The following is a 12,490-nucleotide window of genomic DNA, read 5'->3' on the forward strand; positions in this document are numbered from 1 at the left end:
AATCCGAACGTGGTTCCGACGCGCCTCCGACGTGGATGCCTCAAGGCTGCGCGGCGCGCCGGCCCCTGTTCGCCGGCAGGGCTCGACGATGGCTGTGACACCTTACAGCACAGGCGCCGCGCGCCTGCGCGCCGCCCTCGGCCATTCCATGCGGGGCATGCGCGACACCTGGCGCAGCGAGGCGGCGTTCCGCCAGGAGGCGGTGCTGGCGGCGTGCGTCGTGCCGGCGGTGTGCCTGCTCGACATCGCGCCGCTGTGGCGTGCGTTGTTGCTGGTCACGCTTGGACTGGTGTTCGTGGTCGAGCTGCTCAACACGGCAGTCGAGGCGGCGATCGACCGGATCGGCGTCGAGCGGCATCCGCTGTCGGGCAAGGCCAAGGACGCGGGATCCGCGGCGGTCACGGTGAGCCTGCTGCTGCACGCGGCGGTGTGGGCCTGCTTGCTGTGGTGAGCGTGGCGGAGCAGCCGTCGATGTCGCGGGCGCGACAGGCGTGGCCGGGTGCCGTCGGCGGACTGGTCGCGGCCGCGCTGCTGACCTTCGCATTGCAGCACTACGGCGGCGATGTCTGGCTGGCGGACCGGCTCTATCGCTGGGAGGGCGGCCACTGGGCGTTGCGCGATGCCTGGTGGACGTCGCGTCTGCTCCACGACGGAGGACGGTTCCTGACCGTGCTCGCGTGGGCCGTGGGCGCCAGCGTCATGGCGCTCGATGCCCGGCGACAGGTCCTGCCGGTGCACTGGCGCGCCGCGCTGCGCTATCTGGTGGCGGCAGTCGCGCTGTGCGCGGTGCTGGTGGCGGCGCTCAAACGCGTCAGCGGCATCGATTGCCCATGGGACCTGCTGCGGTATGGCGGCGAGCGCATCTGGTCACCGCCGCTGCGCGGTGCGGGCACCTGTTTCCCGGCTGGGCATGCGGGCGCCGGTTACGCATGGATCGCGCTGTACTTCGCGTTGGCGCGCGTCGCACCGCGCTGGCGGTGGCGTGGCTTGTGGGGCGGACTCGCACTGGGCGGTGTGTTCGGCGTGACCCAGCAGTTGCGTGGCGCGCATTTCCTGTCGCACGACGTGGCAGCCCTGCTGCTGTGCACCGGCGTTGCGATGACGCTGTCGGTGTACTGGCTCTGGCCATCAGCGACGATGCCGGACGCGGCTCCGCGTTAAGTCCACGCAACACCGTTCCCACGGTCCTCCGACACCGGCGCCACGAGCCTGTAGGGGCCGGGCTGTTCCGGTATGAGCGAGTTGGACGGAATGCGGAAGCACGAGGACGCAGCGGATGGACGTGCGTCGAGCCGATCGGCGATGGCGCTGCATGCCGCGGCGATCGAGTCGCAGCCGGGCGAAGGTGCCGGCGAGATGGGGTGGGGCAGCGCTGCGCGCCTGCGTGTCACGACGCTGCAGCCCTGGCCGTCGGAAGCGCTGCTGCTCACGGTGTCCGTGTTCTTCGTGCTGTTCGCCAATACGCCTTTCTGGCGCTCGGTCCATGACGCCGGCAGCGGGGTGTTCGTGCAGGTGGCATTCGGCGTCGCGCTGGTCGCGTTGCATGCGCTGCTGTTCGGACTGTTCGCAGGTGGGCGCCTGCTCAAGCCGGTGCTGTGCACGCTGCTGGTGGTGACGGCGTTCGCGTCGTTCTACGCGAGCCACTACGCGGTGCTGTTCGACGTGGAGATGATCCACAACGTGCTGCGCACCGATCCTGCAGAGAGCCGCGAACTGCTGTCGTTCGGCCTGGTGCTGCACGTGCTGGTGCAGGGCGTCGTGCCCGCGGTGCTGGTGGCGCTGACGCCAGTGCGTCGCCACACGCTCGGGCGCGCGTTCGTGCGTCGTGCGGTGTTCCTGCTGGCGATGGCCGTGCTGGCGGCCGGCGCGATCGGCAGTGCATCGCAGGGCATCTTTTCGCTGGTGCGTGCCGACCACGCGCTGCGCTACCGGATCACGCCAGGCAACTATCTGGTGTCGCTGGTCCGCGCCACGGGTGAGCGCGACGAAGTGCCGCCGGGTGAGCGCCAGCCGGTGGCGACCGATGCGCGACAGACGACGACGCCGGTGATGCGCCGGCCGCGTCTGCTGGTGCTGGTGGTCGGCGAAACGGTACGCGCCGATCATTGGGGACTCAACGGGTACGTCCGCGACACCACCCCGGTACTGCGTGCGCACGGTGTGGTGAACTTCCCCGATGTCACTGCCTGCGGCAGCAGTACCGAGGTGTCGTTGCCTTGCATGTTCTCGGCGATCGGCCGCGCCGCCTACGACCGCGATGCGATCCGCGCACAGCAGAGCCTGCTCGACGTCGTCGCCCGCACGGGTGTCACCGTCGACTGGCTGGACAACCAGTCGGGCTGCAAGGGCGTGTGCGCCGGTACGGGCATGGAGACCATGACTGCGGCGATCGATCCGGCCGCCTGCCGCGAGGGTCGCTGTCTCGACGCAGTGCTCGTGGCCGCGCTGCGCCAGCGCCTCGACACCGCACAGGGCGATACGCTGCTGGTGCTGCACATGCTGGGCAACCATGGGCCCGCCTATTTCGAGCGCTATCCCGATGCCTTCGAGCGCTACCGTCCCACCTGCACCAGCATCGATCTCGCCCGGTGCGCGAAGCCGGACATCGTCAACGCCTACGACAACGCGGTCCTGTACACCGACCACGTGCTGGGTCAGCTGATCGATCTGCTCGCCGCACGCACCGATCGCGACAGCGCGCTGCTGTACGTCTCCGACCACGGCGAATCACTGGGCGAGTACGGCCTGTTCCTGCATGGCGCGCCGTACCCGATCGCGCCGGCGCAGCAGCTGCACGTGCCGATGGTGCTGTGGACCGCGGCCAGTTCGGCGCGATCGATGGGCCTCGATCTGGCCTGCGTCACCGATGCCGCGCAGGCGCCGCACTCCCACGACGATCTGTTCCCGTCCGTACTGGGGTTCTTCGACATCGCCACACGTGCCTACGACCGGTCGCGCGACATCGCCGGGCATTGCAATACGGGTTAACGGCACCCGGTCAGGCCTCAAGCGCCATCGCCTCCGATGGCGCGGATGCAGCCGCTGCCAGACAGCCGGTGCGGTGTGCCGCACGTCCGGCCGGTTCGAGCCTCGCGCAACACGCTGCGTGTCACCTGCTGCCGCGACGGATGCCATGCATGCACGCGTCCTGATGCGTGGGAACGATGAATGCTGCGGCCATGCGCCCGCTTCACGGGGGCGCCATTAGCGTGCGCGCCTCAAGTGGAGTTGTGGATGGAGACGCGCATGTGTGAGCAATCCTTTTCGACGCAGCGCAGTCCCGTCCCGGACGTCCGCGCGATGACGTACCCGCCTGCGCCGCAGCAGGCGCGCAAGCCGGGTGAGATGGAAGACGAGTGCTTTCCCGCGCCCGGGCAGCATCTCGTCGGCTGACCGCTTGTGCCGGGTGACAGACCCCGGACATCTGCGCTGAGAACCGCCAGCGCCGCGTAGTCGGCCAGCCTTTGTACTGCTGGCGATAACTGGCACATCCGGACCGCTAGCCGTCAGTCCGGCACCTTCGTCTATCGAGGGCGGTTCCTGCGGAAAGCGCGTGCAGCCGTCGTGCGCACGGCTGAAGAAGGTGCATGCAGGTCAGTCACCGGTGCGCAGGCATGGCGCCCTCGATATCGACGCGACATCGGGGTAGCGCAACGCCTCTTCGACGCGTCCTCCACGCATGCGGAAGGCGCGGCAGCTCGATCACGCGATCCATGATCCATCGGGCATCGCCCTCGCGGGACGCAACAACCGGCTGCGGGACAATTTCTGTACTCGCCAGTACACCGACTGGGTTAAGATTCAGTTTGTTCACGCCATCCTCTGCGGGTTTCGCGCGTTCCTCTGCGCGATCGTCCCGACACGACCCCACGAGCCGAATGCCCGACGCCAACGCCAATGTGCCCGCCGTGCTGCTGCGCGATGTCCGCCTCGACCGCGGCGGGCGCAGCGTGCTGTCGGGTATCGACCTGTCGGTGCCGCGCGGCAGCGTGACCGCCGTGCTCGGCCCTTCGGGCAGTGGCAAGTCGACGCTGCTGTCCGCGTTGACCGGTGAGCTGGTGCCGGCGGCCGGTACGGTCGAAGTCTTCGGCGAGCCGGTCCCGACCCGCATGCGCGAGCTGCTGGAACTGCGTAAGGGCATCGGCGTGCTGCTGCAGGGCAACGGCCTGCTGACCGATCTGACCGCAGGCGAGAACATCGCGCTGCCGCTGCGTCTGCACACCAAGCTGCCGAAGCCGGTGATCGCGCGTCTGGTCGCGATGAAGCTGCAGGCCGTGGGCCTGCGCAACGCCGGCGATCTGTATCCGCGCGAGCTGTCGGGTGGCATGGCCCGTCGCGTCGCTTTGGCGCGCGCGCTGGCGCTGGATCCGCCGTTGATGATCTACGACGAGCCGCTGACCGGGCTGGACCCGATCGCCTCGGGCGTGATCATGAGCCTGATCGGTCGCCTCAATGCTTCGCTCGGGCTGACCAGCATCATCGTCACCCACCACGTGCACGAGACGCTGCCCGTCGCCGACCACGCGATCGTGATCGCCAACGGATGCATCGTGTTCCAGGGCACGCCGGCCGAACTCGAGGCCACGACCGATCCGCTGGTGCGCCAGTTCCTGCGCGGCGAGCCCGACGGGCCCATCGCATTCGACCGCGGCGATCTCGCCCGCACGGAGGCTGCACGATGAGCGCCGCGATCCGCTCGCTCGGCCGCGCCGGGCTGTTCTCGCTGTCGGTGCTGCGCGCATCGAAGCCGACCGCCGATTTCTTCTCCGAGCTGATCCGCGAGATCTACAAGATCGGTGGCCGCTCGTTGCCGATCATCGCCGTCGGCGGCGCCTTCGTCGGTTTGTCGCTGACGCTGCTGGGCTACCGCGCGCTGGAAACCTACGGCGCCAGCAACCAGGTCAGCGTGCTGATCGGTCTGGGTCTGTACCGCGAACTCGCGCCGGTGCTGACCGCATTGCTGTTCGTCGGCCGCGCCGGCAGTTCGATCTCCGCCGAACTCGGTCTGATGCGCGCCACCGACCAGATCACCGCGCTCGGCCTGATGGCGATCGATCCGGTGGCCAAGGTCGTCGCGCCGCGCTTCTGGGCCGCGGTGATCTGCGTGCCGCTGCTGACCGCGTTCTTCTGCAGCCTCGCGCTGTCGGCGAGCTGGTTCCAGGCGGTGCAGGTGCTGGGCATCGACAACGGCATGTTCTGGCAGTCGATGCAGGACGCGGTCGATTTCCGCCACGACTTCCTGACCGCGTTCGTGAAGTCGGCCGTGTTCGGTGGCACCGCCGCGCTGGTCGCCTCATATGTCGGTTTCCACGCCGAGCCGACGATCGAGGGCACCTCGGTCGCGACGACGCGCGCGGTGGTCAATGCCTCGCTGCTGGTGCTGATGTTCAATTTCGTGATGTCCGCCTTCCTGTTCCGCTGATGTCGGCGACCTGAACCGGATTCCTTCTTTCACCGCCGCACCCGGCGGTCCGCTGCAAAGGTGACACCCATGACAAGCGCCCGTGGTCCCCGTCTCGAACTCGCCGTCGGCGCATTCCTGCTGCTCGCGCTCGCGTCGCTGCTGGTGCTGGCGATCGCCTCGACCAACGGCCAGTTCGGTTTCAGCCGCGGCGGCACGTACGAGCTCAACGCCCGCTTCAGCAATCTCGGCCAGCTGCGTCCCAACGCGCCGGTCAAGGTGGGCGGCGTGACCATCGGCCGCGTGACCGGCATCGATCTGGATCCGGTGCGCTTCGACTCGATCGTGTCGATGAAGATCGAAGACCGTTTCAACGAGATCCCGGCCGACACCTCGGCGGCGATCCTCACCGGCGGACTGCTCGGCGAGAGCTACATCGGCCTGTCGGTCGGTGGCGATCTCGAAGTGCTGCAGCCGGGCGAGGAGATCGCCTTCACGTCGCCGGCGGTGGATCTGATGCAGATGGTCGGCAAGTACATGTTCGGCGGCGGCGGCGAAGGTGCCGACGCTGCCACGCCAGCCGCGCCCGAAGCCGGCACCGCGTCGCCCGACGCGTCCCCCAGTGACGAAGGAGTCCTTCCATGATCCGTATGCCCCTGATCCGTCGCGCCCTGCCGCTCGCCCTCGCTGCCGCGCTGGTGCTGCCCGCCGCCGCGTTCGCGCAGGCCCGCCCGGCTGCCGCGCCCGCCGCCAGCACCGCGCAGGCCGGCTCGCCCAGCCAACTGGTGCTGAGCAATACCGAGCGTGTGCTCAAGACGCTGGAATCGCGTCGCGCCGAGTTCACCCGTGACCGCGGTGCGCTGCAGACCTTCGTCAACAGCGAATTCAACACCATGTTCGACCGCGACTACGCGGCGCGCCAGGTGCTGGGTCGCCACGGCCGCGGCGCCGCCGAGGCCGACGTCAAGGTGTTCGGCGATGCGCTGGCCGACAACCTGATGCGCAAGTACGGTTCGTCGCTGCTGGACTTCAACACCCAGTTGCGCGTGCGCATCAAGTCCGAAGCCCCGCTGCCGCGTGGCCTGGGCGTGCGCGTGTCGAGCGAACTGCTGCGCAGCGGCGGCGAGCCGATTCCGGTGGACTTCCTGATGCGCCAGAGCGGTGGTACGTGGAAGGTGTTCGACGTGATGGTCGAAGGCGTGTCGTTCGTGCGCACCTTCCGCGAGCAGTTCGATGCGCCGCTGCAGCGCAAGTCGATTCCGGAAGTCGCGCGCGAGTTGCGCAGCGGCGAAATCCAGGCGACCGCTGAGTGATGGGCACGGCCGCAGCCTCGGTCCGACGCGATGGCGATGCGCTGGCGTTCGCCGGTGATGTCGTCGCCGCCTCGGTGCCGTCGCTGTGGTCGCAGGCGCAGGCCGGTCGCGCGGGTGCCGCGCGGCTGGACCTGTCCGCCGTCACCACGCTCGACAGCGCCGGCCTCGCATTGCTGGCCGAGCTCGCCGGCGATGGCGCGCTGCGCGTCGACGGCACCCCGCCGGGCCTGGCCGAACTGTGCCGCGCCTACCGATTGACGCCGACGCTGGCCTACGTGTCCGCGTGACCCTTCTGCCCACCCCGGCCCCCCTCGGGATTCCGACGATGTCGACCCTTGCTCCGTTCCGTTTCCTGCTGCCGCTGATCGCGTCGGCAGCGCTCGTCGCCTGTGCCGGCAACGGCGCCCCCCGGGATCGCGTGCCTTCGCCGGTGGCCGAGACGGTCGGCGCGCCCGCGCCTGCCATCGCCGACGTGCCCACGGCCGCGGATGCCGACGCCGCCGACGTACCGGCTGCGCCCGACACCGGCGTGGTCATCGAAGCTTTCGACGATGCTGCACGCGTGGCCGGCGACGCCGCGCCTGCCAACGGCACGCCGACCGATGCCGAGCTCGATTACGCCGCGCTTTACGGCGAGCCGGTCTACGATCCGGTCTACGATCCGACGCTCCCGGAAGCTGCGCAGATGCCGCGCAGCTACGACCCGTGGGAGCCGCTCAACCGCAAGGTGTTCGCGTTCAACAGCGCGATCGACCGCGGCTTCGCCAAGCCGCTGGCCAAGGCATACGCCAAGGTCGTGCCGCGTCCGGTGCGTCTGGGCGTGACCAACTTCTTCAGCAATCTCGGCCAGCCGGTCAGCGCACTCAATGCGCTGCTGCAGGGTCGTCCGAAGGCCGCCGGCCAGTCGCTGGGCCGCTTTCTGGTGAACAGCACGCTGGGCATCGGCGGCATCTTCGATCCGGCGACGGATGCGGAGATTCCGAACCAGAGCGCCGACTTTGGCCAGACGATGGGGGTGTGGGGCTGGCGCGATTCGCGTTACCTCGAACTGCCGCTGTTCGGCCCGCGCACCCTGCGTGATGGCTTCGGTCTGGTCGGCGATGCGCCGCTGTCGCCGCTGCGTCAGGTCGGCGACGATCCGTGGCGCTACGGCCTGCAGGGTCTGCAGCTGGTCGACCTGCGCACGCGCCTGTTCGCCGTCGACAGCATGCGCGAGGGCGCGACCGACGAGTACGCGCTGATCCGAGACGCCTGGATGCAGCGCCGCGCGTACCAGATCCAGTCGGTGCGCCGCGCCGATCGAGACGACGACGAAGCCGGCCTGCCGGATTACCTCTACGACGACGACGCGATGCCGACCGTGCCGGTCGACGTGATGCCGATGGTGCCGCTGTCGCCGACGCCCTGAGCGGCTGACAGGCCACAGAAAAAGCCCCGCGGATGCGGGGCTTTTTCTTGGCACGGCCGATGCGGCGCGCGAGCTTCAGCGCAACGCCGCCACCGGATCGCCACCGGGCGCGACGTGCGCGAACACCACAGGCACGCCATGCGCCTGCAGCACCGCGGAGAGTTGACGCTGCCGGGCCTCGTACATCGCAAACCCGCGTGCCAGACGGTCGTCGGCGGAGGTGTCGGGGGCGCAGCGGCGGCGCCAGTCGTCGGGCGACAGCATCGCGATGCGGACCTCGCCGTCGACGTGCCGCAGCAGCGGTTCGGGTGGCGCGTCGAGCCAGGCCTCGGCATCCGGCGCGAGCAGTGCGGTTTCCAGCAGATCCCACACCGGGTCCAGGCCCTGGTTCTGGTACTGCAGCGCGGTCATCGCCAGCAGGTCGTGCAGGGTCAGGTAGCGCGCGTGCTCGATGCGTGCGCCGAATGCGTCCTGCGCGCACAGGGCCGTGTCGGCCTGCGCCATACCCAGATCGAGCAGCACCGACTCCATCTGCGCGGACACCGCGTCCGTTGCCGCGGCCTCGCCCACCAGCAGATAGGGCAGCACGCGCAGCCGGCCACCGGCGAGCTGCGGGTCGGACTGCAGCGGCAGCGGCACCGTGCCGTCGGCATCGGAACCGAACGCGATGATGCGCGCGCCCTGTCCGGCCTGCGGCGCCCGCGCGCGCAGCTCGTCGAGACGACGATGCACCGGCCAACCCGGCCGCAGCAGCTCGGCGGGGTCGAAGTGCGCGGCGGCGAATACCAGGTCGAGCTCGCGCGCGCCCGGTACGAGGGCACCGAGGTCGCGACCGAGCAGGCCGGCGAGCTCGCCTGCCGTCTGCTGGTCGAGCGCGCCACGCGCGGGCGAGGCCTCCCCACTCAGTTCGAGGGCGAGGACGCCAAGTACCTGAGGGGCGGGAATTTGTCGGGAAATGTCGGGAACTGCGGTCATTGGCCGTGCACATCGTCAGCGATACACTCGTTCACATTATGCCTGTCCCGCGTCAGGGACAGTCTCACGCAGGTCCTGTCGAGGTCATACCGATGCTGCTAGGTCGTCCCGTCGCCGTGCTCGGCGGCGTTCGTATCCCCTTCTGTCGTCAGAACACCGCCTATGCGGACGTCGGAAATCTCGGGATGTCGGTGCGCACCCTCGGGGCCCTGGTCGAGAAGTTCGGCCTGCATGGCCGCCAGCTCGGCGAGGTCGCGATGGGCGCGGTGATCAAGCATTCCAGCGACTGGAATCTGGGCCGCGAGGCGGCGCTGTCCTCGGGCCTGTCGCCGCTGACGCCGGGCATCACGCTGCAGCGCGCCTGCGGCACGTCGCTCGATTCGATCATCACGATCGGCAACAAGATCGCGACCGGCCAGATCGAGTCGGGCATCGGCGGCGGTTCGGACACCACGTCCGACGTGCCGATCGTGTACGGCAAGTCGCTGCGCCGTCGTCTGCTCGACGCCAACGCGGCCCGGACCACCCAGGCGAAGCTGGCGGCGTTCAAGGGCTTCCGCCTGCGTGAACTCAAGCCGGATTTCCCGGGTGTCGCCGAACCGCGCACCGGCAAGTCGATGGGCGAGCACTGCGAGGACATGGCCAAGCAGTGGAACATCTCGCGCGACTCGCAGGACGAGCTGGCGGTCGCTTCGCACCACAAGCTGGCCGCCGCCTACGAGCGCGGTTTCTTCGACGATCTGGTGGTCAGTTTTCGCGGTGTCTCGCGCGACAATATCCTGCGGCCCGATACGTCGATCGCGAAGCTGGCAACGCTCAAGCCGGCATTCGACAAGGTGTCCGGCCGCGGCACGCTGACTGCCGCCAATTCCACGCCGCTCACCGATGGCGCCTCCGCGTGTCTGCTGGGCAGCGACGAGTGGGCAGCCGCGAACGGGCATGAAGTGCTCTGCCACATCCGCGATGCGCACGTGTCGGCTGTCGACTTCGTGCATGGCGAAGGTCTGCTGATGGCGCCCACCGTTGCGGTCGCCGAGATGCTCGCGCGCAATGGACTGACGCTGCAGGATTTCGACATCTACGAGATCCACGAAGCGTTCGCCGCGCAGGTGCTGTGCACGCTGCGCGCGTGGGAGAGCGAAGACTACTGCCGCACGCGGCTGGGTCTGGACGCGCCGCTGGGTCGCATCGACCCGGCGAAGCTCAACCCGGTCGGCTCGTCGCTGGCCGCCGGCCATCCGTTCGCGGCGACCGGCGCACGCGTTGTCGCCACCGCGGCCAAGCAGCTCAAGGAACGCGGCGGTGGTCGTGCGCTGATCTCGATCTGCACGGCCGGTGGCATGGGCGTGGTCGCGATCCTCGAACGCTGAGCCTTGCGCGCAGCGTTTCTTTATTCCGGACGAATTCGATGCCAGCAGCTTTCCGCACGCCGGGCCGACTGTGCCTGCTTGCCGCCGCGATGTTCGCGCTTGCCGGTTGCGGCAACGACGATGCCGCGCAGCCCGTCACGACGCCGGGACCGCAACTGGTCTCCGCACCCCCGCCGCCTGAGGCACTGCCCGACTGCGCACGCATCGCCCCTGCGCTCCGCGCCCTGGTGGACGGTCTGGTGCCGGTCGACGACGCGGGTACGCGACAGGACGGTCCGGACAGCTACGGGATCAGCTGCGCATGGCGCGCGGCGGATGACGGCGCCGCGGTCGGGGCGATCGTGATCGTCGATCGAGAGCCGCTGACTGCCGACGACATGCAGCGCGCCGGCATGTATGTGGACGATCCGCGGGTCGCGGCGATCGGCGGCTTCATTGCGATTCCCGATGGCCTCCTCGACGGCAACGCGCCGCTGGGCCCGGTCGGGCCGCAGGTCATCGTCGGCCCGGTCACGGTCACCGTGGCCGGTAATGCACGGGGTCGCGCCGAAACTCTCACGCTCGACCAGGCGGTCGAGGGCGCCATCGCGGTGCATCGCCTGATGCGCTGAGGCATCCGGGCACTGCGCGTGCCCGTCTTTTCAAGGTGCAGGCCTGGCGGCTTGTGATTCTGTCCCGGCGGATTCGCGGGACCGTGCGGCGGTTCGGACCCCGCCGCACGATCCGCGTCAGCACTCAGAAGCGATCGTGACGGGGCGGCGCATCGCCGTGCACGTAGGGCAGGCCATGCGCGTCACGGCTGTCCGGCTCGATGAGGCTGTCGTCCTGCACGACCGGATCGGGCGCCAGTCCGACGACCGGCTCGTTGCGAGACGCGCGGATCGCGTTCGCATAGCTCAGTCGCGCATTGCGATCGTCACCGGCCGCGGCGTAGCCGTCGCCCAGCTGCACCCATGCATCGCTGCCGGCGCCCTGGTCGACCGCGCGCTGCAGGTAATCACGTGCATTCGGCCAGTCGCGCTGCATGTGATGCAGGCGCGCGAGTCCCAGCATCACGCCGGGGCTGGACGGATGCGCATTGAGCCAGCGCTCCAAGCGGGACTGGCGGTGTGCGGGATCACCGACTTCCAGTGCGGCATAACGCGCGGCGACGCGCTCGTCCCAGCGCGCATCGAGGGCGGTTTCCAGACTCTTGAGCGCCGCGTCGTGCCAGCCGAGGGCGACCGCGCGGTCGGCGTAGGCCAGCACGACCGGTGCCTCGGTACGGATCGACTTGGGCAGCGCTTCCCAGCGCTCGGCAAGCACGTTGCCGTCGCTGGCCTCGTGCAGCGATGCCGCGCCCCAGCGCACCTCGCGCAGTTCCAGCTGCGCCTCGGGCAGGGCGTTCTGACGGCGCAGCGCGCCGAGCAGTCCATAGGCTTCGGCGGCGTGACCGGTCATCGCCCAGGCATCGGCGCGCAACGCCAGACCGCGCGGCGGCAGCGGCTGCGCGGCGGGGGCTTCGAGCGCAGCCAGGGCATCGATCGGGCGTTCGTCGAGCAAGGCCAGTTCGGCCAGCGCGATGGCGCGGGTCGACGGATGACGGTCGCCGAAACGGTCGAGGTGCGCACGGGCGGCGGATGGATCGCCACGCCCGATCGCGGCCTGCGTCGCGGCGATGCGCGCGGCTGGCTCGTAATGCGGATTGTCGTCGGCCGACTGGGCCAGCAGCTTCTCGGCGCGGGCGTAATGACCCTGGTGCAGCGCATCGAGTCCCTCGCCGACACGGCTCTGCGCTTTGGTCTCGCGATAGCGGCTCCAGCTGCGGAACGGCAGCGTGAGCAGGGTGACGAGCAGCCAGAACACGACCATCGCGCCGAGCAGCATCACGATCGCATTGACCACGGTGGTCGTGTGATCGATGCCGGCCCGGGCCAGCACCACATGGACTTGGCCGGGATCGCCCGACAACAGCAACTGTGCCGCCAGTGCGCCGACAAGCGCGATGACGATCCAGACCAGCAGGGCACGGAGCAGGGACATG

The 12,490-nt window shown here is 69.3% G+C and carries 14 protein-coding genes; 12 read left to right on the forward strand and 2 right to left on the reverse strand.

All coding sequences use genetic code 11. From position 1 onward, the window contains the following. The first annotated feature begins 88 nt into the window (after nucleotides 1-88). From AC3A4E_RS02420 to AC3A4E_RS02465, 10 genes are all read left to right on the forward strand, one after another. Nucleotides 89-451, forward strand: a complete 363-nt coding sequence (locus tag AC3A4E_RS02420; RefSeq protein WP_487629984.1) for a diacylglycerol kinase — start codon at nucleotides 89-91, stop codon at nucleotides 449-451. A gap of 20 nt (nucleotides 452-471) precedes the next feature. Continuing rightward, nucleotides 472-1,161: a phosphatase PAP2 family protein gene (locus AC3A4E_RS02425; protein WP_487629985.1), complete on the forward strand. Its 690-nt coding sequence runs from the start codon at nucleotides 472-474 to the stop codon at nucleotides 1,159-1,161. A 141-nt stretch (nucleotides 1,162-1,302) separates the two neighbouring features. After that, nucleotides 1,303-2,988: a phosphoethanolamine transferase gene (locus AC3A4E_RS02430; protein WP_487629986.1), complete on the forward strand. Its 1,686-nt coding sequence runs from the start codon at nucleotides 1,303-1,305 to the stop codon at nucleotides 2,986-2,988. A 258-nt stretch (nucleotides 2,989-3,246) separates the two neighbouring features. Then, nucleotides 3,247-3,393 (forward strand): hypothetical protein, encoded by a 147-nt coding sequence (locus AC3A4E_RS02435; RefSeq protein ID WP_487629987.1) that lies wholly within the window; start codon nucleotides 3,247-3,249, stop codon nucleotides 3,391-3,393. Between the two features lie 485 nt (nucleotides 3,394-3,878). Next, nucleotides 3,879-4,682, forward strand: a complete 804-nt coding sequence (locus AC3A4E_RS02440) for an ABC transporter ATP-binding protein (protein WP_487629988.1) — start codon at nucleotides 3,879-3,881, stop codon at nucleotides 4,680-4,682. After that, nucleotides 4,679-5,422 (forward strand): MlaE family lipid ABC transporter permease subunit, encoded by a 744-nt coding sequence (locus AC3A4E_RS02445; protein ID WP_487629989.1) that lies wholly within the window; start codon nucleotides 4,679-4,681, stop codon nucleotides 5,420-5,422. Before AC3A4E_RS02440 ends, AC3A4E_RS02445 begins: the two co-directional genes overlap by 4 nt. Before the next feature lie 69 nt (nucleotides 5,423-5,491). Beyond that, complete coding sequence (gene mlaD, locus AC3A4E_RS02450; RefSeq protein WP_487629990.1) at nucleotides 5,492-6,046, forward strand: outer membrane lipid asymmetry maintenance protein MlaD; 555 nt, start codon at nucleotides 5,492-5,494, stop codon at nucleotides 6,044-6,046. 5 nt (nucleotides 6,047-6,051) lie between these two features. Further along, the gene (locus tag AC3A4E_RS02455) at nucleotides 6,052-6,714 is read left to right on the forward strand and encodes an MlaC/ttg2D family ABC transporter substrate-binding protein (RefSeq protein ID WP_487631995.1); all 663 of its coding nucleotides are present in this window, start codon (nucleotides 6,052-6,054) and stop codon (nucleotides 6,712-6,714) included. Next, the gene (locus tag AC3A4E_RS02460) at nucleotides 6,714-7,001 is read left to right on the forward strand and encodes an STAS domain-containing protein (protein WP_232148452.1); all 288 of its coding nucleotides are present in this window, start codon (nucleotides 6,714-6,716) and stop codon (nucleotides 6,999-7,001) included. Before AC3A4E_RS02455 ends, AC3A4E_RS02460 begins: the two co-directional genes overlap by 1 nt. Before the next feature lie 38 nt (nucleotides 7,002-7,039). Further along, a complete protein-coding gene (locus tag AC3A4E_RS02465) occupies nucleotides 7,040-8,122 on the forward strand; it encodes an MlaA family lipoprotein (protein ID WP_487629991.1) in 1,083 nt (360 codons plus the stop codon). 75 nt (nucleotides 8,123-8,197) lie between these two features. On the opposite strand, the gene AC3A4E_RS02470 is transcribed toward AC3A4E_RS02465, so the two are convergent. Next, complete coding sequence (locus AC3A4E_RS02470; protein WP_487629992.1) at nucleotides 8,198-9,097, reverse strand: hypothetical protein; 900 nt, start codon at nucleotides 9,095-9,097, stop codon at nucleotides 8,198-8,200. Nucleotides 9,098-9,189: 92 nt separating this feature from the next. Here AC3A4E_RS02470 and AC3A4E_RS02475 point away from each other — a divergent pair, with 92 nt between their 5' ends. Further along, nucleotides 9,190-10,467, forward strand: a complete 1,278-nt coding sequence (locus tag AC3A4E_RS02475) for an acetyl-CoA C-acetyltransferase (RefSeq protein WP_487629993.1) — start codon at nucleotides 9,190-9,192, stop codon at nucleotides 10,465-10,467. A 38-nt stretch (nucleotides 10,468-10,505) separates the two neighbouring features. Next, nucleotides 10,506-11,078: a hypothetical protein gene (locus AC3A4E_RS02480; RefSeq protein WP_487629994.1), complete on the forward strand. Its 573-nt coding sequence runs from the start codon at nucleotides 10,506-10,508 to the stop codon at nucleotides 11,076-11,078. 124 nt (nucleotides 11,079-11,202) lie between these two features. Here the strand turns inward: AC3A4E_RS02480 and AC3A4E_RS02485 are convergent, their stop codons facing one another. Beyond that, entirely contained in the window at nucleotides 11,203-12,489 is a 1,287-nt protein-coding gene (locus AC3A4E_RS02485; protein WP_487629995.1) for a heme biosynthesis HemY N-terminal domain-containing protein, read from the reverse strand. Between the last annotated feature and the right edge of the window lies 1 nt (nucleotide 12,490).

This window comes from Luteimonas sp. Soil_N_1, from assembly GCF_057656255.1.

Excerpts from the sequence above, each read along its gene's own strand:
- AC3A4E_RS02465 (WP_487629991.1), top strand. The coding sequence starts at position 7,040 with ATGTCGACCCTTGCTCCGTTCCGTTTCCTGCTGCCGCTGATCGCGTCG.
- AC3A4E_RS02425 (WP_487629985.1), top strand. The coding sequence starts at position 472 with ATGTCGCGGGCGCGACAGGCGTGGCCGGGTGCCGTCGGCGGACTGGTC.
- AC3A4E_RS02470 (WP_487629992.1), bottom strand. The coding sequence starts at position 9,097 with ATGACCGCAGTTCCCGACATTTCCCGACAAATTCCCGCCCCTCAGGTA.
- mlaD (WP_487629990.1), top strand. The coding sequence starts at position 5,492 with ATGACAAGCGCCCGTGGTCCCCGTCTCGAACTCGCCGTCGGCGCATTC.
- AC3A4E_RS02475 (WP_487629993.1), top strand. The coding sequence starts at position 9,190 with ATGCTGCTAGGTCGTCCCGTCGCCGTGCTCGGCGGCGTTCGTATCCCC.
- AC3A4E_RS02460 (WP_232148452.1), top strand. The coding sequence starts at position 6,714 with ATGGGCACGGCCGCAGCCTCGGTCCGACGCGATGGCGATGCGCTGGCG.
- AC3A4E_RS02445 (WP_487629989.1), top strand. The coding sequence starts at position 4,679 with ATGAGCGCCGCGATCCGCTCGCTCGGCCGCGCCGGGCTGTTCTCGCTG.
- AC3A4E_RS02435 (WP_487629987.1), top strand. The coding sequence starts at position 3,247 with ATGTGTGAGCAATCCTTTTCGACGCAGCGCAGTCCCGTCCCGGACGTC.
- AC3A4E_RS02420 (WP_487629984.1), top strand. The coding sequence starts at position 89 with ATGGCTGTGACACCTTACAGCACAGGCGCCGCGCGCCTGCGCGCCGCC.
- AC3A4E_RS02480 (WP_487629994.1), top strand. The coding sequence starts at position 10,506 with ATGCCAGCAGCTTTCCGCACGCCGGGCCGACTGTGCCTGCTTGCCGCC.
- AC3A4E_RS02430 (WP_487629986.1), top strand. The coding sequence starts at position 1,303 with ATGGCGCTGCATGCCGCGGCGATCGAGTCGCAGCCGGGCGAAGGTGCC.
- AC3A4E_RS02485 (WP_487629995.1), bottom strand. The coding sequence starts at position 12,489 with ATGTCCCTGCTCCGTGCCCTGCTGGTCTGGATCGTCATCGCGCTTGTC.
- AC3A4E_RS02440 (WP_487629988.1), top strand. The coding sequence starts at position 3,879 with ATGCCCGACGCCAACGCCAATGTGCCCGCCGTGCTGCTGCGCGATGTC.
- AC3A4E_RS02455 (WP_487631995.1), top strand. The coding sequence starts at position 6,052 with ATGCCCCTGATCCGTCGCGCCCTGCCGCTCGCCCTCGCTGCCGCGCTG.